The sequence below is a fragment of the Variovorax boronicumulans genome (assembly GCF_009811375.1).
Classification (GTDB): domain Bacteria; phylum Pseudomonadota; class Gammaproteobacteria; order Burkholderiales; family Burkholderiaceae_C; genus Variovorax; species Variovorax boronicumulans.
In genome coordinates this window covers 2,477,539-2,502,416 of the sequence record NZ_BKDH01000001.1, presented here as the reverse complement: position 1 = coordinate 2,502,416, position 24,878 = coordinate 2,477,539, and the positions used below count along the sequence as shown (strand labels likewise).

The 24,878-nt window shown below is 66.6% G+C and carries 23 protein-coding genes and 3 tRNA genes; 18 read left to right on the top strand and 8 right to left on the bottom strand.

Annotation, left to right across the window (positions count from 1 at the left end):
- Positions 1 to 2: 2 nt before the first annotated feature.
- Together VHAB30_RS11450 and ompR are read right to left on the bottom strand one after the other, a co-directional pair.
- Positions 3 to 1,424 carry a sensor histidine kinase gene (locus VHAB30_RS11450; RefSeq protein ID WP_062480711.1) on the bottom strand — a complete coding sequence of 474 codons (1,422 nt, stop codon included), beginning with the start codon at positions 1,422 to 1,424 and terminating at the stop codon, positions 3 to 5.
- 77 nt (positions 1,425 to 1,501) lie between these two features.
- The gene (gene ompR / locus VHAB30_RS11445) at positions 1,502 to 2,233 is read right to left on the bottom strand and encodes an osmolarity response regulator transcription factor OmpR (RefSeq protein ID WP_007837017.1); all 732 of its coding nucleotides are present in this window, start codon (positions 2,231 to 2,233) and stop codon (positions 1,502 to 1,504) included.
- 95 nt (positions 2,234 to 2,328) lie between these two features.
- Between ompR and VHAB30_RS11440 the strand changes: the two genes are divergently transcribed.
- Together VHAB30_RS11440 and VHAB30_RS11435 are read left to right on the top strand one after the other, a co-directional pair.
- The gene (locus VHAB30_RS11440; RefSeq protein ID WP_223301309.1) at positions 2,329 to 2,766 is read left to right on the top strand and encodes a hypothetical protein; all 438 of its coding nucleotides are present in this window, start codon (positions 2,329 to 2,331) and stop codon (positions 2,764 to 2,766) included.
- A 53-nt stretch (positions 2,767 to 2,819) separates the two neighbouring features.
- Positions 2,820 to 3,527 carry an SIMPL domain-containing protein gene (locus tag VHAB30_RS11435; protein ID WP_159277107.1) on the top strand — a complete coding sequence of 236 codons (708 nt, stop codon included), beginning with the start codon at positions 2,820 to 2,822 and terminating at the stop codon, positions 3,525 to 3,527.
- 64 nt (positions 3,528 to 3,591) lie between these two features.
- On the opposite strand, the gene VHAB30_RS11430 is transcribed toward VHAB30_RS11435, so the two are convergent.
- Entirely contained in the window at positions 3,592 to 4,362 is a 771-nt protein-coding gene (locus tag VHAB30_RS11430; RefSeq protein ID WP_095747591.1) for a 3-hydroxybutyrate dehydrogenase, read from the bottom strand.
- 68 nt (positions 4,363 to 4,430) lie between these two features.
- On the opposite strand from VHAB30_RS11430, the gene VHAB30_RS11425 reads away from it, so the two are divergent.
- The 6 genes from VHAB30_RS11425 to rimO all read left to right on the top strand — a co-directional run bounded on the left by VHAB30_RS11425 (position 4,431) and on the right by rimO (position 10,457).
- A complete protein-coding gene (locus VHAB30_RS11425) occupies positions 4,431 to 5,384 on the top strand; it encodes an alpha/beta fold hydrolase (RefSeq protein ID WP_235926589.1) in 954 nt (317 codons plus the stop codon).
- A 58-nt stretch (positions 5,385 to 5,442) separates the two neighbouring features.
- On the top strand, positions 5,443 to 7,632 hold the full coding sequence (locus tag VHAB30_RS11420) for a RelA/SpoT family protein (protein ID WP_062480706.1): 2,190 nt from the start codon (positions 5,443 to 5,445) through the stop codon (positions 7,630 to 7,632).
- A 38-nt stretch (positions 7,633 to 7,670) separates the two neighbouring features.
- Positions 7,671 to 7,747, top strand: a tRNA-Val gene (locus VHAB30_RS11415).
- Positions 7,748 to 8,014: 267 nt separating this feature from the next.
- Positions 8,015 to 8,338 carry a hypothetical protein gene (locus tag VHAB30_RS11410; protein ID WP_223301311.1) on the top strand — a complete coding sequence of 108 codons (324 nt, stop codon included), beginning with the start codon at positions 8,015 to 8,017 and terminating at the stop codon, positions 8,336 to 8,338.
- Positions 8,339 to 8,407: 69 nt separating this feature from the next.
- Positions 8,408 to 8,968 (top strand): polyhydroxyalkanoate synthesis repressor PhaR, encoded by a 561-nt coding sequence (gene phaR, locus VHAB30_RS11405; protein WP_159277105.1) that lies wholly within the window; start codon positions 8,408 to 8,410, stop codon positions 8,966 to 8,968.
- Between the two features lie 82 nt (positions 8,969 to 9,050).
- Complete coding sequence (gene rimO, locus VHAB30_RS11400) at positions 9,051 to 10,457, top strand: 30S ribosomal protein S12 methylthiotransferase RimO (RefSeq protein ID WP_159277104.1); 1,407 nt, start codon at positions 9,051 to 9,053, stop codon at positions 10,455 to 10,457.
- Between the two features lie 84 nt (positions 10,458 to 10,541).
- Here the strand turns inward: rimO and VHAB30_RS11395 are convergent.
- Positions 10,542 to 10,626, bottom strand: a tRNA-Leu gene (locus VHAB30_RS11395).
- Between the two features lie 271 nt (positions 10,627 to 10,897).
- A tRNA-Leu gene (locus VHAB30_RS11390) sits at positions 10,898 to 10,982 on the bottom strand.
- Between the two features lie 81 nt (positions 10,983 to 11,063).
- Here VHAB30_RS11390 and rnr point away from each other — a divergent pair.
- Both rnr and VHAB30_RS11380 read left to right on the top strand, forming a co-directional pair.
- Complete coding sequence (gene rnr / locus VHAB30_RS11385) at positions 11,064 to 13,334, top strand: ribonuclease R (RefSeq protein ID WP_235926588.1); 2,271 nt, start codon at positions 11,064 to 11,066, stop codon at positions 13,332 to 13,334.
- A 67-nt stretch (positions 13,335 to 13,401) separates the two neighbouring features.
- Entirely contained in the window at positions 13,402 to 14,166 is a 765-nt protein-coding gene (locus VHAB30_RS11380; RefSeq protein WP_062471631.1) for an SDR family oxidoreductase, read from the top strand.
- 9 nt (positions 14,167 to 14,175) lie between these two features.
- Here the strand turns inward: VHAB30_RS11380 and VHAB30_RS11375 are convergent, their stop codons facing one another.
- On the bottom strand, positions 14,176 to 15,639 hold the full coding sequence (locus VHAB30_RS11375; RefSeq protein ID WP_159277103.1) for an NAD(P)H-hydrate dehydratase: 1,464 nt from the start codon (positions 15,637 to 15,639) through the stop codon (positions 14,176 to 14,178).
- A gap of 43 nt (positions 15,640 to 15,682) precedes the next feature.
- On the opposite strand from VHAB30_RS11375, the gene VHAB30_RS11370 reads away from it, so the two are divergent.
- Positions 15,683 to 16,102: a hypothetical protein gene (locus tag VHAB30_RS11370; RefSeq protein ID WP_159277102.1), complete on the top strand. Its 420-nt coding sequence runs from the start codon at positions 15,683 to 15,685 to the stop codon at positions 16,100 to 16,102.
- Here VHAB30_RS11370 and VHAB30_RS11365 read toward each other — a convergent pair.
- A complete protein-coding gene (locus VHAB30_RS11365) occupies positions 16,092 to 17,345 on the bottom strand; it encodes a D-amino acid dehydrogenase (RefSeq protein ID WP_159277101.1) in 1,254 nt (417 codons plus the stop codon). The genes VHAB30_RS11370 and VHAB30_RS11365 overlap by 11 nt on opposite strands.
- Positions 17,346 to 17,402: 57 nt before the next feature.
- Complete coding sequence (locus VHAB30_RS11360; RefSeq protein WP_159277100.1) at positions 17,403 to 18,725, bottom strand: amidase; 1,323 nt, start codon at positions 18,723 to 18,725, stop codon at positions 17,403 to 17,405.
- A gap of 205 nt (positions 18,726 to 18,930) precedes the next feature.
- On the opposite strand from VHAB30_RS11360, the gene rpsB reads away from it, so the two are divergent.
- From rpsB to ispC, 7 genes are all read left to right on the top strand, one after another.
- On the top strand, positions 18,931 to 19,686 hold the full coding sequence (gene rpsB, locus VHAB30_RS11355) for a 30S ribosomal protein S2 (RefSeq protein WP_062471618.1): 756 nt from the start codon (positions 18,931 to 18,933) through the stop codon (positions 19,684 to 19,686).
- A gap of 81 nt (positions 19,687 to 19,767) precedes the next feature.
- On the top strand, positions 19,768 to 20,691 hold the full coding sequence (gene tsf, locus VHAB30_RS11350; RefSeq protein ID WP_062471615.1) for a translation elongation factor Ts: 924 nt from the start codon (positions 19,768 to 19,770) through the stop codon (positions 20,689 to 20,691).
- A 99-nt stretch (positions 20,692 to 20,790) separates the two neighbouring features.
- The gene (pyrH, locus tag VHAB30_RS11345; RefSeq protein ID WP_062471612.1) at positions 20,791 to 21,513 is read left to right on the top strand and encodes a UMP kinase; all 723 of its coding nucleotides are present in this window, start codon (positions 20,791 to 20,793) and stop codon (positions 21,511 to 21,513) included.
- An 11-nt stretch (positions 21,514 to 21,524) separates the two neighbouring features.
- Positions 21,525 to 22,085, top strand: coding sequence for a ribosome recycling factor (gene frr, locus VHAB30_RS11340; protein ID WP_062471609.1), 561 nt, complete (start codon positions 21,525 to 21,527; stop codon positions 22,083 to 22,085).
- 8 nt (positions 22,086 to 22,093) lie between these two features.
- Positions 22,094 to 22,819: a polyprenyl diphosphate synthase gene (uppS, locus tag VHAB30_RS11335; RefSeq protein ID WP_159271921.1), complete on the top strand. Its 726-nt coding sequence runs from the start codon at positions 22,094 to 22,096 to the stop codon at positions 22,817 to 22,819.
- A 24-nt stretch (positions 22,820 to 22,843) separates the two neighbouring features.
- Positions 22,844 to 23,689: a phosphatidate cytidylyltransferase gene (locus VHAB30_RS11330; protein WP_159277099.1), complete on the top strand. Its 846-nt coding sequence runs from the start codon at positions 22,844 to 22,846 to the stop codon at positions 23,687 to 23,689.
- The gene (ispC, locus tag VHAB30_RS11325; protein WP_159277098.1) at positions 23,686 to 24,873 is read left to right on the top strand and encodes a 1-deoxy-D-xylulose-5-phosphate reductoisomerase; all 1,188 of its coding nucleotides are present in this window, start codon (positions 23,686 to 23,688) and stop codon (positions 24,871 to 24,873) included. Before VHAB30_RS11330 ends, ispC begins: the two co-directional genes overlap by 4 nt.
- Positions 24,874 to 24,878: the final 5 nt, after the last annotated feature.

Below are 24,878 nucleotides of genomic sequence, written 5' to 3'. Positions count from 1 at the left end.
TTTCAGGCGACCTGCTTCTTGCCCGGCACCTCGCCGGGCTTGCTGCTGCCCGCCGGCATCGCGCGCGGCATCCGGATGTGGGCCGCGAGGCCCCGGCCCGGCGTGCTGGTGAGCGCGAAGGTGCCGCCCATGCGCTCGATGTTCTTCGCCACGATCGACAGCCCCAGGCCGGCGCCGGCCGCCGAGGTGCGTGCCGCATCGCCGCGGAAGAAGGGCTTGGTCAGCTGCACGAGCAGGGCGGGCTCGACGCCAGCGCCGTGGTCGCGTACCTTGATCAGCACCGCGTCGTTGTTGGCCTGCGCCTGGATCGTGACGTCGGCCACGCCGGTCGACGGCGTCTTGCCGTAGCGCCGGGCGTTCTCGACCAGGTTGGAGATCACGCGTGTGAGCTCCACCTCGTCGCCCATCACCTTCAGGTCGGCGGGCACGTCGACGTGGATGTTCATCTCTTCGTAGTCCTGCACGGCGTAGGTACAGGCGTCGATCACGTCGCGCAATAGCACGGGGCGCTGGTCGACGTGGTCGGGGCGGGCGTAGTCGAGGAACTTGTCGATGATCGCGTCGAGCTGTGCGATGTCGGCGGCCATGTGGTCGCGCGCGTCTTCGTCGGCCACGCTCATCTCGGTTTCGAGCCGCAGCCGCGCGAGCGGCGTGCGCAGGTCGTGCGAGATGCCGGCCAGCATGATGGCGCGGTCCTGTTCGATCTTGGCGAGCTGGTCGGCCATGCGGTTGAAACCGATGTTCACCGCGCGGATCTCGTTGGTGCGGGCGCGCTCGTCGAGCCGGTGCGCCTCGTACTCGCCCTCGCGCACCTGCAAGGTGGCGCGCGACAGCTGCTTGAGCGGCAGGTTGATGAGCCGCGTGATCAGCGCCGCGCCCGCGAGCGACAGCGCCATCGCCGTGCTGAGCCAGACCAGCCAGGTGCGCCCGCCCACGCGGCTGAAGCGCGTGGGGTCGAGCAGCAGCCAGTAGGTGTCGCTCTCGATGGTGAAGCCGATCCACAGGCCCGGCTCGTCGTTCACGCGGCTGGCCACCGTGGTGCCTTCGCCGAGCTGGGCGATCAGCTCTTCGGTGACGCGCTCGTCGAGCGCGCCGCTGGTGTAGGGCTGGAAGCGGTCGTTGGGTTCGCGCGGCAGGATGCGCACGCCTTCCTGGTCGGCCAGCGTCTTGATCAGCGAGACCCGCGTGATCGCGTCCGAGTACACGAGCGCCGCGCGCGTGAGGTTCACGAGCGAGGCGATCTGGTGTCCGGTCTGGATGGCGCGTGGCTCGTATTCGAGCGAGCGGAAGGTCTGCAGCCACGCGACCGTGCAGCCGATCAGCAGCAGTGCGAGCAGAAAGAAGGTGCGCCAGAAAAGGCTGAAACCCAGCTTGAGGCCGGGGCGGCGGTCACGCTGCGCGCTCGCTTCGAGCGGGCTGGGCATCGTGACCTGTGCCCCGTCCTCCTGGGCCGGGTCAGGTCGGGCGGAATGGAGGCCGATGGCCACCTCTCAGCGGATCGTCAGGCCGTGCCGTCCGGCACGAACACGTAGCCCACGCCCCAGACGGTCTGGATGTAGCGCGGCGCCGCGGCGTCGGACTCGACCAGCTTGCGCAGGCGCGAGATCTGCACGTCCAGGCTGCGGTCGAAGGGCTCGAATTCGCGTCCGCGTGCCAGCTGGGCCAGCTTTTCGCGCGACAGCGGCTGGCGCGGGTGGCGCACCAGCGCCTTCAGCATCGCGAACTCGCCGGTGGTCAGCGAGAGTTCTTCGCCGTCCTTTTTCAGGGTGCGGGAGCCGAGGTCGAAGGCGAACGGGCCGAAGGTGACGGTCTCGTTCTCGGTGGAGGGGGCACCCGGCGCCTCGAGCGGTGGACGGCGACGCAGCACGGCGTGCACGCGGGCCAGCAGTTCGCGCGGGTTGAAGGGCTTGCCGAGGTAGTCGTCGGCGCCGACTTCGAGACCGACGATGCGGTCCACGTCCTCACCCTTGGCGGTGAGCATGATGATCGGCGTGCGGTCGTTGGCGGCACGCAGACGGCGGCACACGGAGAGGCCGTCTTCGCCGGGCATCATCAGGTCGAGCACGATCAGGTCGACCGTGTCGCGCAACAGGATGCGGTTGAGCGCCTTGCCGTCCTCGGCCACGATCACTTCGAATCCTTCCTGCGTCAGGTAGCGGCGCAGCAGGTCGCGGATGCGGGCGTCGTCGTCGACGATCACGATCTTGTCGGTGCGAGCGGGAACTTGAGTCATTTCTACAACGTTGAATTTGTAACAGCGCCGATTCTGAAGGCGTTAGGACCCCATTGCTGCCGAATTCCGTAGTGGTTGACACTAAGTTACACAACTTGCGGCCGCTCGCCGTCTGGTCATCCGGGCTTTGCCCGGCGGTGGCACAGTCCGTGCTGCCTTATGACGATTGCGCGATGAGACCTTCTTTTTCTGCCTTGCCTCTGCTTTTTTTCGCATGCGCCTGTGGTGCGACGTCCGTCGCTTCCGAAGGGTTTTTGCGGGTCAGTGAAGGGCGCCGCAGCGAAGTGCGCGATGCCGTGGCCGCGCACCGGGCGGCCCAGCGGGAAGAGCAGCGCCGCGGCGAAGCACTGGCGGGGCGCCGTCTCACGGCGGGCGAACTCTTCGAGTTGAGGCAGCAGGTCCGGGGGCAGTGGGTGCCTGCGGGAACGGGTGTTCTTCTGAATTCGGCAGAATCACAGCCTGCCGAGCGCATCGTGCCGGTACCGCAGCCCGTCGCCAGTCCGCAAACCGCGCCGCGCAGCCTGCGCCACTGAAGAAGAAGGCGCGGGCGAGGGCTTTCCTCGCATCCACCAGGGAGAAATCTGTCTTGAAGACTGTTCAATTGATCGCGGCCTGCGCCGCGCTGACCTTTGCCGGCGCCGCCTTGGCCCAGAATGCCGTCATGCCTGCTCCACAAAACGTGCTCCAGCTGTCGGCCTCCGGCACCGTCGAAGTTCAGCAAGACCTGCTGAGCATGACCCTCGTCACCACGCGCGACGCCGCCGAGGCGGGCACCGTGCAGACCCAGCTCAAGGCGGCGCTCGACGCCGCGCTGGCCGAAGCCAAGAAGAATGCACAACCGGGCCAGCTCGACGTGCGCACCGGCAACTTCAGCCTCTCGCCGCGCTACACCAAGGACGGCAAGATCAATGGCTGGCAGGGGTCGACCGAACTCGTGCTCGAAGGCCGCGACTTCGCGCGCATCACCCAGACGGCCGGGCGCATCAGCACGCTCAGCGTGGGCAACGTCGGTTTCGGCCTGAGCCGCGAGCAGCGCGCCAAGACCGAGACCGAGGCGCAGAACATCGCCATCGACAACTTCAAGCAGAAGGCCGGCGAGCTGGCCAAGGGCTTCGGCTTCGGCGGCTACACGCTGCGCGAGGTGTCGGTGAACGCGAACGACAGCGGCCCGATCCGCCCGCGCGTGATGGCCATGCAGGCCAAGTCGTTCTCGGCCGCCGATTCGGCCGTGCCGGTGGAAGCGGGCAAGACCAGCGTGGTCGTGAACGTCTCCGGCTCAGTGCAGCTCAAGTAAGAAGACAAAGAGCTCAGCGCCGGCGGGCGAGTGCCGCCGGCGTTTTTTCGTTGTCTCTGTTAATTTACTGAGCCGTCCAGCCGCCATCCATGGCCCAGGCGACGCCCCGCACCTGATCGGCGGCGGGAGAGCTCAGGAAGACGGCCAGCCCGCCCAGTTGCTCGACCGTCGTGAATTGCAGCGAGGGCTGCTTTTCTCCCAGCAATTCGTTCTGCGCCTGGAGGGCCGAAATGCCTTCGCGGGCCGCTCGGTCGTCGATCTGCTTTTGCACCAGTGCTGTGAGCACCCAGCCCGGGCTGATCGCGTTGCAGGTGACGCCGGTGGTGGCGGTTTCGAGCGCCACCGACTTGGTCAGGCCGACGATGCCGTGCTTGGCCGCGACATAGGCCGACTTCTGCGCCGAGGCCACGAGCCCGTGCGCCGACGCCACGTTGATGATGCGGCCCCAGTTGGCCTCGCGCATCGCGGGGATCGCCAGGCGCGTCGTGTGGAAGGCGCTCGTGAGGTTGATCGCGAGGATCGCGTCCCAACGTTCGGTCGGGAAGTCCTCGACCTTGGCGACGTGCTGGATGCCGGCGTTGTTGACGAGGATGTCGACGCGGCCGAACTTCGACGCGGCGAACTTCATCATGTCCTCGATCTGGTCGGGCTTGCTCATGTCGGCCCCGTGGTACTCGGCACGCACGCCGAGCGCCTCGATCTGGGTCTTTGGGGTGTCGGCGTCGCCGAAACCGTTGAGCACGATGTGTGCGCCCTGTTGGGCCAGCGCCTTGGCGATGGCGAAGCCAATGCCACTGGTGGACCCCGTGACAAGCGCGGTTTTGCCTTTGAGCATGAAGATCAATCTCCGGATGAATTAGGATGCAACGAGACCATTATCCGCACCCGAACCCCTCCGTTTCCATGACAGAACCGACCCTTCACGACGTGGCCTGCAACGACGCCCAGGGCGGTCATCGCATGGCCTATTGGCAATGGGGCGACGCGCACAGCGCACATGTCGTGGTCTGCGTGCACGGGCTGACCCGGCAGGGGCGCGATTTCGACGTGCTCGCGCAGGCCATCGTGGCGCGCGCGGGCGGCGATGTGCGCGTGGTCTGTCCCGACGTGGTCGGGCGTGGCCGCAGCGACTGGCTGCGCGACCCCGCTTTCTATCAAGTGCCTGTGTATGCCGCAGACATGGTGACGCTGATCGCGCAGCTGCACGGCGAGCATCCCATCGACACGCTCGACTACGTCGGCACCAGCATGGGCGGGCTGATCGGCTTCGTGCTGGCCGGCCACAAGGAGCTGCCGCTGCCACGGCCCATTCGCCGCTTCGTCGCGAACGATGTCGGCCCCACGGTCGAGCCCGCCGCCATCCAGCGCATTGGCGCGTATGTGGGCAAGAGTGGCCAGTTTTCGAGCGTGCAGGCCGCGGCCGACGCGATGTGGGCCCTGTCGACCACCTTCGGGCCGCACACGCCCGAGCAGTGGCGCGCGTTGTCGCAGCACATGGTGGTGCCGGCTTCTGAGCGCAGCGCCGACGGTGCCGCCAAGACCGCCAGTGGCGGCCCGGTGGGCGAGGGCGCCTGGGTGCTGCACTACGACCCGGCCATCGGCGTGCCGCTGCGCGCCATCACGCCCGAGATCGCGGCGCAGGGCGGGGCGGTGATGTGGAGCCTGTACGACGCCATCGAGGCGCGCACGCTGCTCACGCGTGGCGCGGCGTCCGACCTGCTGTCGCCCGAGACAGCGGCCGCAATGACGCAGCGCGGGCCGCGTGCCACGCTCGTCGAGTTCGAGGGCGTGGGTCACGCGCCGACTTTCGTCGATCCCGCACAGGTCGCCGTCGTCACGAATTTCCTGTTCGATTGAGGGCATCGTGAAGCGAGAGTCTGCGAACCTTCAGACGGCACCCCTGTCCGACGGCGTCATGGTCGATTACCCGCTGTCGGCCGCCACGGCCGACCGCTCGCCGGTCATGGAGAACATGCTGGCGCGCGCCCGCGCGTTCGCCGAGCCGCTGATTGCCGACGAAAAACTCGACACCGGCGAGAACACGCTGGCGCACGCCGATGCCGTGGCCGCCATCGTCGCGAAGATGGGTGGCTCCGAGGCGATGCAGGCCGCGAGCTACCTCGTGTACTCATGCCAGCACCTGAATCGCCCGCAGGAAGTGATCGCCAAGGTCTTCGGCGACAACTTCGCGGCGCTCGCGGTCGAGACCACCAAGCTCGTGCGCGTGCAGGAGCAGGCGCGAACGGCCTCGCAAGGACACCACGCCGAAGGCGCCGGCGCGCAGACCGAGAACGTGCGCAAGATGCTGCTCGCGTTTTCGCGCGACCTGCGCGTGGTCATGCTGCGGCTGGCCTCGCGCCTGCAGACGCTGCGGCACGCGGCGGCCAGCAAGCAGCCCGCGCCCGAGAGCGTGGCGCGCGAGTCGCTGCAGGTGTTTGCGCCGCTTGCGAACCGGCTGGGCATCTGGCAGGTGAAGTGGGAGATCGAAGATCTCTCGTTCCGCTTTCTCGAGCCCGAGACCTACAAGCTGATCGCACGCCTGCTCGACGAGAAGCGCATCGAGCGCGAAGGGCACGTCGAGCAGTTGCGTTCGCAACTGGAGCACGAACTGCAGGCCGAAGGCGTCAAGGCCACGGTGCAGGGACGCCCGAAGAACATCTACAGCATCGTCAAGAAGATGCGCGGCAAGTCGCTCGATTTCGAGCAGGTCTTCGACATCCTCGCGCTGCGCGTGGTGGTGCCGGACGTGAAGGACTGCTACGCCGCGCTGGCCTGGGTGCACTCGCACTTCCAGCCCATCGACGAAGAGTTCGACGACTACATCGCGCGGCCCAAGCCGAACGGCTACCAGTCGCTGCACACGGTGGTGCGCGAGATCGTCGACGGCAAGGTGGGGAAGCCCATCGAGATCCAGATCCGCACCGAGGAAATGCACGACCACGCCGAGCATGGCGTGGCCGCGCACTGGGCCTACAAGGAAGCGGGCCACAAGGGCTACGCCGGCGTCTGGGCGAGCGGTGAGTACGACGCCAAGATCGCCGTGCTGCGCCAGCTGCTGGCCTGGGAACGCGACCTGTCGGGTGGGTTGCAGGGGCAGGGGCTGTTCGACGACCGCATCTATGTGCTCACGCCCGATGCCGCCATCGTCGAGTTGCCGCAGGGAGCGACGCCGGTCGACTTCGCCTACACGGTGCACACGACGCTGGGGCATCGCTGCCGCGGTGCGCGTGTCGATGGCGCGATGGTGCCGCTCAACACCCCGCTGTCGAACGGGCAGACGGTCGAGATCATGGCGGCCAAGGAAGGCGGGCCGTCGCGCGACTGGCTGAATGCCGAGCTGGGTTATCTGGCGAGCCACCGCGCCCGCGCCAAGGTGCGTGCCTGGTTCAACGCGCAGATCACGCACGAGACCGTGGCGCGAGGACGCGAAGCCGTCGAGAAGCTGCTGCAGCGCGAAGGCAAGACGGCCATGCGGCTCGAAGACCTGGCGTCGCAGCTTGGCTTCAAGTCGGCGGACCATCTGTTCGAGGTGGTCGGCAAGGACGAGTTCTCGCTGCGCAACATCGAGACGCTGCTGCGTCCGCCCGAGCCGGCGCTGAATCCCGACGACGGCGTGCAGATCAAGAAGGCGCGCGGCAGCGAGAAGTCGGGCAAGGGCGGCGTGCTCGTGGTGGGCGTGTCGTCGCTGATGACGCAGCTCGCCAAGTGCTGCAAGCCGGCACCGCCGGATGCGATCCGCGGCTTCGTCACGCGCGGCCATGGCGTCAGCGTGCATCGCGCAGATTGCAGCAACTTCCGCACGATGGCCGCGAAGGACGGCGAACGCGTGATCGATGTCGAATGGGGCCTGCCGAAGAAGGGCGCGGATGCACCGGTCTACGCAGTGGATGTGGCTGTGGAAGCGGCCGACCGTCAGGGTTTGCTGCGCGATATCTCCGATGTCTTTGCGCGCGAGAAGATGAACGTGATCGGCGTGCAGACACAGTCGATCAAGGGCACGGCGTGGATGACGTTCACCGTGGAAATCGCCGATGCCGCGCGTTTGACGCAGGTATTGAGTGTGGTGACTGCAGTGACTGGTGTGCGATCTGCACGTCGGCGCTGAAAAGGGCCATTTCTCCTGCTATACTCGATGCTTCTCTTAGGCGCGTAGCTCAGTTGGTTAGAGCACCACCTTGACATGGTGGGGGTCGTTGGTTCGAATCCAATCGCGCCTACCAAATTCAAACACGGGTTGCAGCGATTTCGCTGCAACCCGTTCGTCGTTTGGGCGACGTGTTTGTCTCTGGATCAGCCCGGTCGTCCTGAGTGATCGGCGCAAGCGAAAACCCCTTTCACGGGCGGCCCTTCGCGCGGTGCAGGCAAGGTGCCTGAGCCATGTGGTTGTGCTACCTTGAGCGGTCTGCCAACCTTCTCGAATTTCCTTGATAAGCGATCTGATGAATACGCGATCAACGCCAGTTGATCGGGCGCACGCCGACCACCGCGTGGCCGCATTGCTCAAGCAAGCCCCTCTTGAATTTGCGCGCGCGGTCTACGGCATCAATGACCTTGCCGCCGGCCGCGCCGACACCATGGCCGCACGCGAAGTGGCGCGTGCACAACGGCAGGGCATGCCGGTGACCGAGGAGCGCGCCGAGCAGCGCGCACGCGCCTACCTTCCGACGGCGGGGCAGGAGCATTGCCCCCGGTGCTGGGTGGTCTATGGGCAGAAGATCCCGCTGCGATTCAGGTTGTCGACCCCGGAACGCCCCGAAACTGCGGCGTGTCATGCGTGCGGTGCCGAGTACGCGACGGCGCCGGATGCCTGAAGAAGAATCACGGTCAGGGTAAACCTTGTCGCGATGCAGCAAAACCGCTCCCTAGAATCATCCGATGACATGGGCGTCCATGTGAAGGAGTCTGTAGTGCAGAGCAAGAAGTCCGGGGTGAAGCCGGTCCAGCGTGTGATCAAGAAGTACCCCAACCGACGGCTCTACGACACGGAGACATCCACGTACATCACGCTGACCGAGGTCAAGCAGCTGGTCATCAAGAACGCGCAGTTCGTGGTGCGCGACGCCAAGACCGGCGACGACCTCACGCGCAGCATCCTGCTGCAGATCATTCTGGAAGAAGAGGCGGGCGGCGCGCCGATGTTCACCGAGCAGGTGCTGGCCAACATCATCCGTTTCTACGGTCAGGCCATGCAAGGCTACATGGGCCCGTACCTCGAGAAGAACATCCAGGCCATGACCGAGATGCAGGCCCAGCTCGCCGAAAAGGCCGAAGACCTGACGCCCGAGATGTGGTCGCGCTTCATGACCATGCAGTCGCCGATGATCCAGGGGCTGATGGGCAACTACGTCGAGCAATCGAAGAACGTCTTCCTGCAGATGCAGGAGCAGATGCAGAAAAACACCGAGCAGGTGCTGGGCGCCTTTGGCATCAAGCGCCCTTGAGCGCCGCGCGGCGGCCCGCCCGAATGGGGTGACTGCCCGATGAATGCCCCGCTGTCACCGATAGCTGGGACAATAGAGGCCTATGAGCGAAGTTGCCTCCCCTGAACGTACCGTCACGCCGACCGCCCCCAAGGTCGGCTTTGTCAGTCTTGGTTGTCCCAAGGCCTTGACCGATTCCGAATTGATCCTGACCCAGCTGAGTGCCGAGGGGTATCAAACCGCCAAGACTTTCGAGGGCGCCGACCTCGTCATCGTCAACACCTGCGGCTTCATCGACGATGCCGTGAAGGAAAGCCTGGACACCATCGGCGAAGCACTTGCCGAGAACGGCCGTGTGATCGTCACTGGCTGCCTGGGCGCCAAGACTGGCGACCAGGGTGGCAACCTCGTGCGCCAGATGCACCCGAGCGTGCTGGCTGTCACCGGTCCGCATGCCACGCAGGAGGTGATGGACGCGGTGCACGCCAACCTGCCGAAGCCGCACGATCCGTTCATCGACCTCGTGCCGAACACCTTCGGCGTGGCCGGCCTCAAGCTGACGCCACGGCACTACGCCTATCTGAAGATCAGCGAAGGCTGCAACCACCGCTGCACCTTCTGCATCATTCCTTCGATGCGCGGCGACCTCGTTTCGCGCCCGGTGGGTGATGTGCTCAGCGAAGCCAAGGCCTTGTTCGAAGGCGGCGTGAAGGAGCTGCTGGTGATCAGCCAGGACACCTCGGCCTACGGCGTCGATGTGAAGTACCGCACCGGCTTCTGGGACGGCAAGCCGGTCAAGACCCGCATGCTCGAGCTCGTGCGCACGCTGGGCGAAATCGCCGAGCCGTACGGCGCCTGGGTGCGCCTGCACTACGTCTACCCGTACCCGAGCGTCGACGAAATCATTCCGTTGATGGCGAGCGGCCAAGTGCTGCCGTACCTCGACGTGCCGCTGCAGCACAGCCACCCTGATGTGCTCAAGCGCATGAAGCGGCCCGCCAGCGGCGAAAAGAATCTGGAGCGGATCGCGCGTTGGCGCGAGGTCTGCCCCGAACTCGTGATCCGCAGCACCTTCATCGCCGGTTTCCCGGGCGAGACGGAGCAGGAGTTCGAGCACCTGCTCGACTTCATTCGCGAAGCCGAGATCGATCGTGCCGGCTGCTTTGCCTACAGCCCGGTCGAGGGGGCCACTGCCAACGACATTCCGGGCATGCTGCCCGAGGCCGAGCGCGAAGCGCGCCGCGCCCGCTTCATGGAAGTGGCCGAGGCCGTGTCGATCGCCAAGCTGCAAAAGCGAATCGGCTCGACGATGCAGGTGCTGGTCGACTCAGCGCCGGCGCTGGGCCGCAAGGGCGGGGTGGGGCGCACATACGCCGATGCACCGGAGATCGACGGCACCGTTCGCCTCCTGCCGCCCGAGAAGATCAGCAAGACGATGAAGGTCGGCGAGTTCACGCGTGCACGCATCGTGGGCGCTGAAGGCCACGACCTGATCGCGTTGCCCGTTTGATGCACCTGATTCAAACGGCCAAGAAAAAAGCCACCGGAGGCCGGTGGCTTTTGTCAGAAGACCTGGTAAGGGTCTGTTCAATCTTGGTGCCCAGAAGAGGACTCGAACCTCCACGATGTTACTCGCTAGTACCTGAAACTAGTGCGTCTACCAATTCCGCCATCTGGGCTAATTTTGCTTCTCAGCAAAGACTACGATTATATACACAAATTTGGCGCGCTCTTTTGAGCGTGTCGAAATTTCAACTTCTGCGCGACATCGCTCGTGCGGCGGATGTCCTGCCGAAGGCGGGTGGGTGCGATCGTGCGTGCATGGCCGGCATCAAGGGGCGTGATCTGACGATCGCGTCGCCCGTTTGATGCAGTTTCGAGCGGCCATGAAAAAAGCCACCGGAGACCGGTGGCTTCAATCGGATGACCTGGTAAAGGTCTGTTTAAACTTGGTGCCCAGAAGAGGACTCGAACCTCCACGATGTTACTCGCTAGTACCTGAAACTAGTGCGTCTACCAATTCCGCCATCTGGGCCCACATGACTGCAGAAGCAGTCACGTTTTGAATTTCAGGAAAGAAGGAGATCATATCAAAAATAATGTCACTTCCAGCAGCTTGTTGGATGAAATCGAAGGAACTGTTCAAGGACATCGCGACGGGCACGGCTTCGTGCAGCGTGACGACGGCGAGGCAGACATCTACCTGCCGCCGAACGAGATGCGCGCGGTGCTGCACAAGGATCGCGTCAAGGCGCGCATCGTGCGACAGGACCGCCGCGGCCGCCCCGAGGGGCGCGTGGTCGAGATCGTCGAGCGACCCGAGCAGCCCATCATCGGCCGCCTGTTGCACGAAGGCGGGATCTGGCTCGTTGCACCGGAAGACAAGCGCTACGGCCAGGACGTCCTGATCCCGAAGGGCGCGACCGGCCCCGCCAAGGTGGGCCAGGTCGTGGTCGTTCAGCTCACCGAGCCGCCGGCCTTGTTCGGCCAGCCCGTGGGCCGGGTGAAAGAAGTGCTGGGCGAGATCGACGACCCCGGCATGGAAATCGAGATCGCCGTGCGCAAGTACGGCGTGCCGCATGAGTTTTCCGCGGAATGCCTGGCGCAGGCCAAGGCCCTGCCCGAGAAGGTGCGCCCCGCCGACAAGAAGGGCCGCATCGACCTCACCGACGTGCCGCTCGTCACCATCGACGGCGAAGACGCCCGCGACTTCGACGACGCCGTGTACTGCGAGCCCGCCAAGGTGGGGCGCGGCAAGGGCTGGCGCCTGCTGGTCGCCATCGCCGACGTCAGTGCTTATGTGCAGACCGGCTCGGCCATCGACATCGATGCGTACGACCGCGCCACCAGCGTCTATTTCCCGCGCCGCGTGATTCCGATGCTGCCCGAGAAGCTGTCGAACGGCCTGTGCTCGCTCAACCCCGAGGTCGAGCGCCTGTGCATGGTGTGCGACATGCTGGTTGCCGCCGATGGCGAGATCTACGCCTACCAGTTCTATCCGGCCGTGATGTTCAGCCATGCGCGCTTCACGTACACCGAAGTCGCCGCCATCCTCGGCAACACGCGCGGCCCCGAAGCCGCCAAGCGCAAGGACCGCGTCAAGGACCTGCTGAACCTCGCCGACGTCTACAAGGCCCTGCTCAAGCAGCGCGGCAAGCGCGGCGCGGTCGACTTCGAAACCACCGAGACGCAGATCATCTGTGACGACGCCGGCCGCATCGAGAAGATCGTGCCGCGCACGCGCAACGAGGCGCACCGCCTGATCGAGGAGGCGATGCTCGCTGCCAACGTCTGCAGCGCCGACTTCATCGCCGAAGGCAAGCACCCGGGCCTGTTCCGCGTGCACGAAGGCCCGACGCCCGAGAAGAAGGAAATCCTGCGCGGCTACCTGAAGGCCATGGGCGTCGGCCTGAGCATCACCGACGAGCCGCGTCCCGGCGAGTTCCAGGCGATCGCCGAAGCCACCAAGGAACGCCCCGACGCGCAGCAGATCCACACCATGCTGCTGCGTTCGATGCAGCAGGCGATCTACACGCCGATCAACAGCGGCCACTTCGGCCTGGCCTACGAGGCCTACACGCACTTCACCAGCCCGATCCGTCGCTACCCCGACCTGCTGGTGCACCGCGTGATCAAGGCGATCCTCGGCAAGACGCGCTACCAGCTGCCGATGCTGCCCACGCCCGGCGAGGCGCATGCCAAGCTGGCCAAGCGGCTCGCTTCGCGCGTCAAGGCGCCCACCAACAAGCCGCAAAAGGCGACCGTCGCGCCCAGCAAGGAGGTGCTGGCCTGGGAGGCCGCCGGCCTGCATTGCAGCGCCAACGAGCGCCGCGCCGACGAAGCCAGCCGCGATGTCGAGGCCTGGCTCAAGTGCAAGTACATGCGCGAGCACCTCGGCGAGGAATACGGCGGCGTGGTCACCGCAGCCACCACCTTCGGCATCTTCGTCACGCTTGATGCGATGTACGTCGAAGGCCTGGTCCACATCACCGAGCTGGGCGGCGAATACTTCAAGTTCGACGAGATGCGCCAGGAGTTGCGTGGCGAGCGCACCGGCATCCGCTACGCCATCGGCACGCGGGTGCGGGTGCAGGTGAGCCGCGTCGACCTCGATGGCCGCAAGATCGACTTCCGCCTCGTGCGCGAAGGCGAGGACCTGACCTCGCGCGCCATGAAGGACAAGGGCGGTGCGCCAGTGAAGGCGTCGGCCAAGCGAAGCTCCCGCCACAAGGCGGAGACCGGTGGCGAGTCGCGTTCGGAGCACGGTGGCGGCGGCGCTGCCGCGGTGCCGGCCGGTCCGCAATCGGCCATGCAGGCCTTCAAGTCGGCGGTGAAGAAAGCCGCCAACAAGATGCAGGGCAAGGGCCGCAAGCCCCGCCGCGGATGAGACGCGCCGTGCACACTACCGGTTTGCTTACCGTGTGTATGGATCAGTTGAAAAGGAGACTTGAAGCATGAGCGTGGAAAACAACAAGGGTCGCATCGCGATCGTCACGGGCGCGGGGTCGGGCATCGGCCGTGCGGCCGCGCTGGCTCTGCTGGCGGACGGCTGGAGCGTGGCCCTTGCGGGGCGCCGCCTCGAGCCGCTGGAGCAGGTGGCGGAAGAATCGGGCGCGGGTGCGCGCGCCTTCGCGGTGCCGACCGACGTGGCCAATGCCGACTCGGTGCAGGCGCTGTTCGGCGCCACGGTCGAGCGCTTCGGGCGCGTCGACCTGCTGTTCAACAACGCCGGCGTGGGCAACCCGCCGGGACCGTTCGAGGACTGGACGCCCGAGCAGTGGAAGGGCGTGGTGGACATTAACCTCACCGGCATGTTCTTCTGCATCCAGCAGGCCTTTCGCACGATGAAGGCGCAGACGCCGCGGGGCGGCCGCATCATCAACAACGGGTCGATCTCGGCGACCACGCCGCGGCCGAATTCCGCCGCCTACACCTCGACCAAGCACGCGGTCGAAGGGCTGACCAAGACCGCTTCGCTCGATGGCCGCAAGTACGACATCGCGGTGGGGCAGGTGGATGTGGGCAATGCCATGACCGAGCTGGCCGCGCGCATGGCCACCGGCGTGCCGCAGGCCAACGGCGAGCTCGCGATCGAGCCGCTGATTGACGTCAAGATCGTCGGCCAGTCGGTGCTCTACATGGCGAACCTGCCGCTGGAAGCCAACGTGCTCTTCCACACCATCATGGCCACGAAGATGCCCTTCGTCGGGCGCGGCTGAGTCCTGCGCTCAGTCGGGCGCGCGGCGGGCCAATGCGCCTGCCGTGAGCGGGGCCGCATCGGCCGGCCACAGGTCGGCGATGCGGCCGTGCTGCCAGACGGCTTCGCACGCCGCCTCGAATGCGGGGCGGCGCATCGCGAGCGCCGCCCCGATCATGCCGGCGAGCACATCACCGGTGCCTGCGGTGGCGAGGCGGGCATTGCCGGTCGGATTGATGACCGGTGGTTCGTCGCTCGCGTCGGCAATCACTGTTCCAGACCCCTTGAGCACTGTCACCGCGCCGAAGCGCGATGCCAGCGCACGGGCCGCGGCCAGGCGGTTGGCTTGCACGCCACCCGTCGTATCGCCGAGCAGGCGCGCGGCTTCCAGCGGATGCGGCGTGAGCACGGTGGGAGCTCCGGCCTGGCCTCGCGCGATCAGCTGCGCCTGAAGTGACGGATCGGCGGCGATGGCGTTGAGTGCGTCGGCGTCGAGCACCAGCGCGGCGGCCATCGACAGCACGCGCGGCAGCAGTTCGCGCACGGCATCGCCGCCACCGCAGCCGCACACGACCGTCATGCCCGCGAGGTCCAGCGCGTGGGCGTCGCGCAGCATCAGCTCGGGCTGCGAGGTGTCGACCGGCGCTGCGCGGGGATCGAGCAATCCGACGAACACGCGTCCTGCTCCGGCATGGAGCGCAGCCGAGCCGGCCAGCAGCGCGGCACCAGCCATGCCCGAGGCACCGCCGATCACCGCAACATCGCCGTAGCTGCCTTTGTGCGAGGCGTGGGTGCGCGGCTGGATATCGGGCGCGCCTGCGAGGCGGGCCGTCGGTCGCTCCTGGGCGAACGCGCTGCAACCTAGGTCGTCGAACCACACCGTGCCGGCGGCGTCGCGGCCTTGCGCCGTGAACAAGCCGGGTTTCAGCGTGAGGAAGGTGAGGGTGGTGCGGACCGATGCCGGTGCTTGATCTGCGCTGGAGGCCAGCGTGCCAGTGTCGGCATCGAGGCCCGAGGGCACATCGATGCTGAGCACTGGCGAGGCGCTCGCGTGCATCCGCGCGAGCCATTCGGCCATCGTGCCTGAGGGCGGGCAGGTCGATCCGATGCCGAGCAGCGCATCCACAGCCAGCTCGAAGCTCGATGGCGGCTCCGAAGCGAAGGTGACGCCCGCATCGCGCGCACGCTGCAGCGACGCCTTGGCATCCGCTGGCAGCCGGCCTTCATCGCCCACGAAGGTGACGACCGGAAAGAAGCCGCGATGCCGCAGTTGCGCCGCGGCTTCGAAGCCGTCGCCGCCATTGTTCCCGGGGCCGCAGGCGATCCAGATCGTTCGCGCGTGCGGCGCGAGCGCCATCGCGAGCCGTGCGGCAGCGAGGCCGGCGCGCTGCATCAGCGTATGAGGGGGAAGGGCGGAGGCTGCTGCCTGCTCGATGCGACGCGTGGCGGCGATGTCGAACAGGTCGGCGGCGCTGGCGGACGTGATGCGATGCATCGAGCCATTGTGCCGCCGACACCGCGCCTCCTATCATCGACCGATGACGCTCAAGACCTTCGGCTGGTTGCTGGTACTGCTGCTGGCGTGCCTGGCCGGTTTCATCGGCACGGCCGTGGCGATGATGGCCGGCGCGGCCTGGGCGTTCGGCCTGCTGATCGTGGTGTGGGGGCTGTTCCTGCTGGCCGAGCTGTTGCGCCGGGTGCCGCCGCGCGACGTCGCCTGGGCCCTGGGCGTGGGCTATGGCATCGGCGTGATCCGGTGGCTCGACGTGCCGGTCGAGGCAGGGTCCGGCACGCAGTGGCTGATGCTGGGCCTGGACCTGCTGGTGCTGGTGTTCTTCGGGCTGATCGCACCGGCGATCCTGGGGTTGATCGCCCAACGCTGGGCACCCCGGCCCGAACTGCCGGTGGAAAAACCGGCCACCCCCGAGCAACTGCGCCGCTGGGGTCCTAGAGACTGAGCCGCTCGATCCCCAGGCCTTCGAGGTCGATGCCGGGGTCTTGTCCTCCAATCAGGTCGCCGAGCACGCGTGCGCTGCCGCACGACAGCGCCCAGCCGCTCGAGCCGTGGCCCAGGTTGAGCCACACGCCGGGAATGCCGCTGGCGCCCAGCACCGGCGGGCCGTCGGGCAGCATCGGACGGGCGCCCTTCCATTGCTGGATGCCCGACTGCAATGTGGCAGCGCCCGGGAACCAGTCGTGCAGCACCTTGTAGAGCGTCTGGATCGCGGCCGGGCTCATGGCGTCGGGCGAGCCGCCGATCTCGGCGCTGCCGGCCACGCGCACGCGCTGGCCCAGGCGGGAGATCGCGACCTTGTAGCGTTCGTCCATCACCGCGCTGCGTGGTGCGTTGAGCGGCTCGCGCACCGGGGCGCTGACCGAGTGACCGTAGACCGGCGCCAGCGGAATGCGCAATCCCAGCGGACGCAGCAGCGCGGCGGACGACAGGCCGGCGCACACCACGATGGCGTCGAACTGCAATGCGTCCGAGCCGCTGGCCAGCGTCAGCGAGGTGGGCGCGGCGCGGCTCAGCGGCGCGATGTCGCAGTTGAAGTGGAACTGCGCGCCCAAAGCCTCGGCTTCCCACTTGAGCAGCAGCGCGAACTGGCGGCAGTTCGCGACCTCGTCTTCGGGCAGGTGGATCGCGCCTGCCAGCGGGGTGTCGGGGTTGAGTGCGGGCTCGATCAGGCGGGCCTCGTCGGCGTCGATCTCGCGGAACACGCTGCCGGCCGAACGCAGCACCTCGAGTCCGGGCTGCACCAGTTTTTTCTCGCGCTTGGAGCGCAGCAGCACCAGGTAGCCGTCGCTGCGTTCGTAGCTCAGCTCGCGCGCTTCGGTCACTGCGTGCAGTCTTGTGCGGCTGTAGAAAGCCAGCCGCTGCATGCGGGCGCGGTTGGCCAGGTAGGTCTCGAGCTTGCAGGCCTTCTGCCAGCGCGACATCCAGCCGAGGTCGCGCGAACTCAGCGGCCAGCGCAGCTTGATGGCGCCGTGCGAAGACAGCAGCGAGCGCAGCACCTTGCCGCGCATGCCCGGTGCGGCCCACGGCGTGACATAGCCCGGCGCGACCACGCCGGCGTTGGCAAAGCTGGCCTCTTCGGCGGCGGCGCCGCGGCGCTCGAACACGCTCACTTCATGGCCGTCGGAAACCAGTTCCCAGGCGGTGGTGACGCCGACGATGCCGGCGCCCACGATCGCGATTTTCATTGAAATGTTCTAGATAAAAGAAGCGGCTGACGCCCGTGAGGTGGGCGGTGACAGCGGTTATTTCTGTAGCGTGCGTTCGGCCTGGAGCGCCATCGCGAGCACGGCGTCGTCGTGCATCGCGCCGTGCCACAGCATCAGGCCGACCGGCAGTTCGCCGGCGACGTGGCAGGGCAGCGAAATGGCGCAGCCGTCGAGCATGTTGACGATCGACGGGTTGCGCAGCAGCAGCGCGTTGACGCGGAAGAATTCGTCGTCGCGCTCGGCGCCCGGTGCCACGCTGGCGATGGACGGCGCCGTGATCGGCACGGTCGGCGACACCACGGCGTCGAACGGTGCCAGCGCCTTCTCGACACGGGCGATCCAGTCGCGGCGGGCGCGGACCAGGTCGATGTACTCGTGCGCCTTCATGCCCGCGCCGCGCAGGATGCGCTGCGCCACGCGCGGGTCGTAGCCGGCGCCGCTGCGTTCCAGCAGCAGCCGGTGCCAGGCGTACGACTCGGCTGCCGAGAAACCGCCGGTGGCGTTGATGGCCTGCAGGTCGGCCAGCTCGGGCAATTCGATCTCGTGGATATGAGCGCCCGTGTCGCGCAGGGTCGCCAGGGTGCGCTCGAAAGCCGCGGCCACGGCGGGCTCGAGGTCGTCGAGAAAGACGTTCTTCACGACGGCCAGCCGGTAGGCCGACAGCGGTGCCGAGCCGGGCGCCACCTGCCGCGCCGAGAGGATCTCGTGCGCGGTGACGGCGTCGCGCACCGAGCGGGTCATGGCGCAGACGGTGTCGAGCGTGGTCGACAGGGGCAGCGCGCCGTCGGCAGGCGTGAGGCGGGCGGTGTTCTTGAAGCCGACGATGCCGTTCAGCGCGGCCGGGATGCGGATCGAGCCGCCGGTGTCGGAGCCCAGGCCGATGAAGGCTGCGCCGCTTGCCACCGAAATCGCCGCGCCGGACGACGAGCCGCCCGGAATGCGCGGCGTGGCGGTGTCGCTCACGTTGGCGGGTGTCCCGTGGTGCGGGTTGACGCCGACGCCGGAAAAGGCGAACTCCGTCATGTTGGTGCGCCCGGTCAGCACGCCGCCGGCGGCGCGCAGTCGGGCCACGGCGAGCGAATCGGCCGGGGCGGTCGGTGCGTGCGAGAGCACGGCCGAGCCGGCGGGTGTCGGCTGGCCGGCGACGTCGAACAGGTCCTTGCTGGTGAAGGCCAGTCCGGCCAGCCGGCTTTCGGGCGCCGATGCGGCGGCGGCCGCGCGGGCCTCGTCGAACATCGTGCGGGTGAAAACGTGGGCGCAGGCCGGGGATTCGGAGAGGGCGACGGCGTGCTCCATTTCGGTGCGCGCATCGGAACCGCCAGCCAGAAGGGTGAGACGGGTGGCGTGAAGGTCGTTCATGGCGTCGAGGGTACCTTGGAACGGCTCGGTTCGAGGGAGGAGGGGGTGGCCGCCGTGCTATACTCTTTGGGTTTCGCTGGTTATGCGACAGTTTTGTCGCCGCCAGTCAAGCACATCCGCAAACCGGCCCAATCAAGGTGTTGCGACCCCGTCGAAGGGGCGCAAAACGGGCTGGATTTTAGACCCAACCTTTGGAGTAAATTCAATGTCGACCACCATGCGCGAAATGCTGGAAGCCGGTGTCCACTTCGGTCACCAAACCCGCTTCTGGAACCCCAAGATGGCTCCGTTCATCTTCGGTCACCGCAACAAGATTCACATCATCAACCTGGAAAAGTCGCTTCCGATGTTCCAGGACGCGATGAAGTACGCCAAGCAACTCACGGCCAACCGCGGCACGATCCTGATGGTCGGCACGAAGCGTCAAGCCCGTGAAATCGTCGCTGCAGAAGCTCGCCGCGCCGGTGTGCCTTTCGTTGACACCCGCTGGCTCGGCGGCATGCTGACCAACTTCAAGACCGTCAAGACCTCGATCAAGCGTCTGAAGGACATGAAGGCCCAGCAAGAAGCCGGCCTCGACAGCCTGAGCAAGAAAGAGCAGCTCACGTTCTCGCGCGAAATCGCGAAGCTCGAGAAGGACATCGGCGGCATCCAGGACATGGCTGCGCTGCCCGACGCCATCTTCGTGATCGACGTGGGCTTCCACAAGATCGCCGTGGCCGAAGCCAAGAAGCTCGGCATCCCGCTGATCGGCGTGGTCGACTCCAACCACTCGCCCGAAGGCATCGACTACGTGATCCCCGGCAACGACGACTCGTCGAAGGCCGTCACGCTGTATGCCCGTGGCATCGCCGACGCGATCATCGAAGGCCGCAACAGCGCCGGTGGTGACGTGGTCAAGGCCGTTGCCGAAGGCAGCGGCGACGAATTCGTCGAAGTCGAAGAAGGCGCTTCGGCCTGATAGGCGCGTTCGCGAGCCTGAAGAAGGGGCTTTGGTGCCCCTTTTTTTTAACCTGATTTTTGGATTTACGGAGATACACAAATGGCTGCAATCACCGCAAGCATGGTCGGCGAACTGCGCGCGAAGACCGATGCGCCCATGATGGAATGCAAGAAGGCCCTGACGGAGGCCGACGGCAACATGGAAAAGGCCGAAGAGTTGCTGCGCATCAAGCTCGGCAACAAGGCTGGCAAGGCATCGGGCCGCATCACCGCTGAAGGCGTGGTCACGGCTTTCGTCGACGGCGCTGCCGGCGGCATGATCGAAATCAACTGCGAAACCGACTTCGTCACCAAGAACGACAGCTTCCTGGCCATGGCCAACGCTGCCGCGATGCTGGTCGCCAAGAACAACCCCGCCGACATCGCCGCACTGGGCGCGCTGGCTTACGAGCAGGACGGCTTCGGCCCCACGCTCGAAGACGTGCGCAAGGGCCTGATCGGCAAGATCGGCGAGAACATGAGCTTCCGCCGCTTCAAGCACTTCACGGGCAACGGCAAGCTGGCGTCGTACCTGCACGGCACGCGCATCGGCGTGATGGTCGAATTCGAAGGTGACGACACCTCGGCCAAGGACGTCGCGATGCACATCGCCGCCATGAAGCCGGTCGCCATCCAGGCCTCCGACGTGCCCGCCGACCTGATCGAAAAAGAACGCGCCGTGGCCGCCGGCAAGGCTGAAGAAGACCGCAAGGTCGCCGAAGCCGAAGGCAAGAAGCCGCAGCCGGCCGACATCGTTGCAAAGCGCATCGAAGGCGGCGTGCAGAAGTACCTCAAGGAAGTCTCGCTGCACAACCAGCCGTTCGTGAAGAACGACAAGCAGACCGTCGAGCAGATGCTCAAGGCCGCCGACACCACGATCAAGGGCTTCACCCTGTACGTGGTCGGCGAAGGCATCGAGAAGAAGGTCGACGACTTTGCTGCCGAAGTCGCTGCTCAGGTCGCTGCTGCCAAGGCTGCCGCCTGATCCGGCAGGCCTCCAAGCGGCGGTGCGCGACAGCGTGCCGCCGCTTTTTCACCGCCTCGTTTTACACTCGCCCCCGCCAACCCTCTAAGGAAAATGCCCATGTCTGATGCCCGCCCAGCCCACAAGCGAATCTTGTTGAAGCTGTCGGGTGAGGCATTGATGGGCGATGACGCCTTCGGCATCAACCGCGCCACCATCGTGCGCATGGTCGAAGAAGTGGCCGAGGTCGTGAACATGGGCGTCCAGGTGGCGGTCGTGATCGGCGGCGGCAACATCTTCCGCGGCGTCGCGGGAGGCTCCGTCGGCATGGACCGCGCCACGGCCGACTACATGGGCATGCTGGCCACCGTCATGAACTCGCTGGCCCTGGCCGACGCGATGAACAAGCAGGGCCTCGTGGCCCGCGTGATGTCCGCCATCGCCATCGAGCAGGTGGTCGAGCCCTATGTGCGCCCCAAGGCCCTGCAGTACCTCGAAGAGGGCAAGGTCGTGGTGTTCGCAGCCGGTACCGGCAACCCCTTCTTCACGACCGACACGGCCGCCGCGCTGCGCGGTGCCGAAATCGGCGCCGAGCTGGTGCTCAAGGCGACCAAGGTGGACGGCGTCTACACCGCCGATCCCAAGACCCACCCCGAAGCCACGCGCTACGCCACGCTCACCTTCGACGAGGCGATTGCGCAGAATCTCGGCATCATGGACGCCACGGCCTTCGCGCTGTGCCGCGACCAGAAGCTGCCGATCAAGGTGTTCTCGATCTTCAAGAACGGCGCCCTCAAGCGCGTCGTGATGGGCGAGGACGAGGGCACGCTGGTGCATGCCTAGGAGTAAATGAGATGACCATTGCAGACATTCGCAGTGCGACCGACGCGAAGATGAACCAGTCGCTCGCCGCCTTCCAGAACAACCTCACCAAGATCCGCACGGGTCGCGCCAACTCGGCGCTGCTCGACTCGATCCACGTCGAGTACTACGGCTCGCAGGTGCCGCTGAGCCAGGTGGCGAACGTGTCGGTGCTCGACTCGCGCACCATCAGCGTCCAGCCCTGGGAAAAGGGCATGGGCGCCAAGATCGAGAAGGCCATCCGCGAAAGCGACCTGGGCCTGAACCCGGCGTCGATGGGCGATCTGATCCGCGTGCCGCTGCCCGCCATGAGCGAAGAGCGCCGCAAGGAAATGACCAAGCTGGTCCGCAACGAAGGCGAAAGCGCCAAGATCGCCACGCGCAACCTGCGCCGCGACGCGAACGAGGCGGTCAAGAAGCTCGTGAAGGACAAGCTGGCCTCGGAAGATGACCAGAAGCGCGCCGAAGGCGACATTCAGAAGGTCACCGACAAGCACATCGCGGAAATCGACCGTCTGGTCGCCGCGAAAGAAGCGGAGATCATGGCCGTTTGAGGCTCCGCATGGCCTCCTCGCCGCAGACGACGCCCCCTCCGCACCACGTTGCCATCGTCATGGATGGCAATGGCCGGTGGGCCACCAAGCGCTTCCTGCCCCGCGTGGCGGGGCACAAGCAGGGCGTGGAGTCGCTGCGGCGCTGCGTCAAGGCCTGCGCCGACCGTGGCGTGGGCGTGCTCACCGTGTTCGCGTTCTCCTCGGAGAACTGGAACCGCCCCCCTGAAGAAGTCTCCGGGCTGATGCAGCTGATGGTCGGGGCACTCGCACGCGAAGTGCCGCGGCTCAACGCCGATGGCGTGCGGCTGCACTTTGTGGGTGAACGCGCCGGTCTGTCCGACAAGATGGTGGCCGGCCTGGTGTCGGCCGAGCAGACAACGGCCCACAACTCACGGCTGATTCTCAACATCTGCTTCAACTACGGCGGGCGCTGGGACATCGCGCGCGCCGCGGCCAAGCTCGCCGAGCAGGGCCTGCCCATGACCGAGATGAACCTCGATCGCGCCATGGCGCTGGCCCACGTGCCCGACCCCGACCTGTTCATCCGCACGGGTGGCGAGCAGCGGCTGTCGAATTTCCTGCTTTGGCAGAGTGCCTACGCCGAGCTGTTCTTCAGCGACAAGCTGTGGCCCGAGTTCGACGAAGCCGCACTGGACGAGGCCATTGCCGCGTTCCAGGGTCGCGAGCGTCGCTTCGGCCAGACCTCGGCGCAGGTCTCGGCTTCCGCGGCCTGACAACGGCCCGACACCACCTTCCGCATGCTCAAACAACGCATCCTCACGGCGATCGTGCTGCTCGCGATCCTGCTGCCGGCGCTGTTCTATCGAAACCACGTTCCCTTCGCCTGCGTGATGCTGGTACTGATCGGCGCCGCCGCGTGGGAGTGGGGCCGCCTGAACGGCTACGGGCAGGGCATGTCGCTGTTCCTGGGCGCCGAGATGGTGGCGCTGTGCGGGCTGTCGTGGTGGCTGGGGCTGCTGGAGCAGCGCCTGTTTCTCATGTGGTCCCTGGCCAGTGCGGCCTGGGTGCTCGGCGGCGCGGCGCTGCTGCGCGTCGCGGTGCCCGGCTGGCCGCGCATTCCGCGCGGGCTGCGGCTGGTGGGCGGCCTGCTGGCGCTGTGGGTCGCATGGCTCGCGGCGGTGCAGGCGCGCATGGTCGGCATCAACTTCCTGCTGTCGATCCTGGTGCTGGTCTGGGTGGCGGACGTGTTCGCCTATTTCGCCGGCCGCGCCTTCGGCCTGAAGTTCACGCGCGCCAAGCTGGCGCCCGCCATCAGTCCCGGCAAGAGCTGGGAAGGTGTCTGGGGCGGCATGGCCGGCGTCATCGTGCTGGCGTTCGCCTGGGTCTGGGCCGACAAGAGCCTGGGCGCCACGGTGCCCAGCCTCTACACCCGCCTGCATGAGCGCGGCTGGTGGTTGCTGTTGATCGGGGCGGTGTTCCTGGCGGCGATGAGCGTCGTCGGCGACCTCGTCGAATCGCTGATCAAGCGCAGCGCCGGCGCCAAGGACAGCAGCCGCCTGTTGCCCGGCCACGGCGGCGTACTCGACCGCGTGGATGCCCTCTTGCCGGCACTTCCCATTGCCATGATGCTGGCGTTCCTGTGAACACTCCCAAACAACGTGTCACGGTGCTTGGCTCGACCGGTTCGGTCGGTGTCAGCACGCTCGACGTCATTGCCCGCCACCCCGAACGCTTCGAGGTGTTTGCGCTCTCGGCGGCCACCAAGGTCGACGAGCTGCTGGCCCAATGCGCGCGCTTCTCGCCGCGCTTCGCCGTCATGGCGAGTGCGCCGCATGCCGCGCTGCTGGCTGAAAAGCTCAAGCAGAACAATCTGCCGACCCGCGTCCTGATGGGCGACGATGCTCTCGAAAGAATAGCGTCGGACGACGAAGTCGACGCCGTGATGGCCGCCATCGTCGGTGCCGCCGGCCTGGCGCCATGCCTGGCCGCCGCGCGCGCCGGCAAGCGCCTGCTGCTGGCCAACAAGGAAGCCCTGGTCGTCGGCGGCGAGCTGTTCATGCGCACGGTGCAGGAGGGCGGCGCCACGCTGCTGCCCATCGACAGCGAACATTCGGCCATCTTCCAGTCGCTGCCCGAAGACCCGTCCACCTGGGCGCGGCGCATCGACAAGATCATCCTGACCGCCTCGGGCGGCCCGTTCCGCACCCGCGCGCCCGACACGCTGGGCGCCGTGACGCCCGAGCAGGCCTGCGCCCACCCGAACTGGGTCATGGGCCGCAAGATCTCGGTCGATTCGGCCACGATGATGAACAAGGCGCTCGAGGTGATCGAGGCGCGCCACCTGTTCGGCGTGTCGCCGGAGCAGATCGAGGTCGTCATCCACCCGCAGAGCGTGGTCCATTCGATGGTGCAGTTCACCGATGCCTCCGTCATCGCCCAGCTCGGCACGCCCGACATGCGCGTGCCGATCGCGGTCGGGCTGGCCTGGCCGGAGCGCGTCGAGAGCGGGGCGGCGCGGCTCGATTTCCGCCAGATGGGCTCGCTGACCTTCGACGCGCCCGATCCTGCGCTGTTCCCCGGCCTGGGCCTGGCATGGCAGGCCTTGCGCGCTGCGTCGGGCACCACGGCAGTGCTGAACGCGGCCAACGAGGTGGCTGTGGCCGCCTTTCTCGACCGGCGCCTGCGTTTCGATCGCATTCATGCGGTCAATCTGGAAACTTTGGAGGCGGTCATGCCCTCCAAGCCGGCATCGCTGGCGGATCTGCTGGCGCTCGACGCCAGCGCCCGCGAGGCGGCCAATGCCGCCGCGGCACGTTTCACGGCCTGATTCCC

What these genes read in the sequence shown, in the direction of transcription:
- VHAB30_RS11450 (WP_062480711.1), bottom strand. Translation starts at nt 1,424, where the DNA reads ATGCCCAGCCCGCTCGAAGCGAGCGCGCAGCGTGACCGCCGCCCCGGC.
- ompR (WP_007837017.1), bottom strand. Translation starts at nt 2,233, where the DNA reads ATGACTCAAGTTCCCGCTCGCACCGACAAGATCGTGATCGTCGACGAC.
- VHAB30_RS11430 (WP_095747591.1), bottom strand. Translation starts at nt 4,362, where the DNA reads ATGCTCAAAGGCAAAACCGCGCTTGTCACGGGGTCCACCAGTGGCATT.
- VHAB30_RS11425 (WP_235926589.1), top strand. Translation starts at nt 4,431, where the DNA reads ATGACAGAACCGACCCTTCACGACGTGGCCTGCAACGACGCCCAGGGC.
- VHAB30_RS11420 (WP_062480706.1), top strand. Translation starts at nt 5,443, where the DNA reads ATGGTCGATTACCCGCTGTCGGCCGCCACGGCCGACCGCTCGCCGGTC.
- phaR (WP_159277105.1), top strand. Translation starts at nt 8,408, where the DNA reads ATGGGCGTCCATGTGAAGGAGTCTGTAGTGCAGAGCAAGAAGTCCGGG.
- rimO (WP_159277104.1), top strand. Translation starts at nt 9,051, where the DNA reads ATGAGCGAAGTTGCCTCCCCTGAACGTACCGTCACGCCGACCGCCCCC.
- VHAB30_RS11380 (WP_062471631.1), top strand. Translation starts at nt 13,402, where the DNA reads ATGAGCGTGGAAAACAACAAGGGTCGCATCGCGATCGTCACGGGCGCG.
- VHAB30_RS11375 (WP_159277103.1), bottom strand. Translation starts at nt 15,639, where the DNA reads ATGCATCGCATCACGTCCGCCAGCGCCGCCGACCTGTTCGACATCGCC.
- VHAB30_RS11370 (WP_159277102.1), top strand. Translation starts at nt 15,683, where the DNA reads ATGACGCTCAAGACCTTCGGCTGGTTGCTGGTACTGCTGCTGGCGTGC.
- VHAB30_RS11365 (WP_159277101.1), bottom strand. Translation starts at nt 17,345, where the DNA reads ATGAAAATCGCGATCGTGGGCGCCGGCATCGTCGGCGTCACCACCGCC.
- VHAB30_RS11360 (WP_159277100.1), bottom strand. Translation starts at nt 18,725, where the DNA reads ATGAACGACCTTCACGCCACCCGTCTCACCCTTCTGGCTGGCGGTTCC.
- rpsB (WP_062471618.1), top strand. Translation starts at nt 18,931, where the DNA reads ATGTCGACCACCATGCGCGAAATGCTGGAAGCCGGTGTCCACTTCGGT.
- tsf (WP_062471615.1), top strand. Translation starts at nt 19,768, where the DNA reads ATGGCTGCAATCACCGCAAGCATGGTCGGCGAACTGCGCGCGAAGACC.
- pyrH (WP_062471612.1), top strand. Translation starts at nt 20,791, where the DNA reads ATGTCTGATGCCCGCCCAGCCCACAAGCGAATCTTGTTGAAGCTGTCG.
- frr (WP_062471609.1), top strand. Translation starts at nt 21,525, where the DNA reads ATGACCATTGCAGACATTCGCAGTGCGACCGACGCGAAGATGAACCAG.
- uppS (WP_159271921.1), top strand. Translation starts at nt 22,094, where the DNA reads ATGGCCTCCTCGCCGCAGACGACGCCCCCTCCGCACCACGTTGCCATC.
- VHAB30_RS11330 (WP_159277099.1), top strand. Translation starts at nt 22,844, where the DNA reads ATGCTCAAACAACGCATCCTCACGGCGATCGTGCTGCTCGCGATCCTG.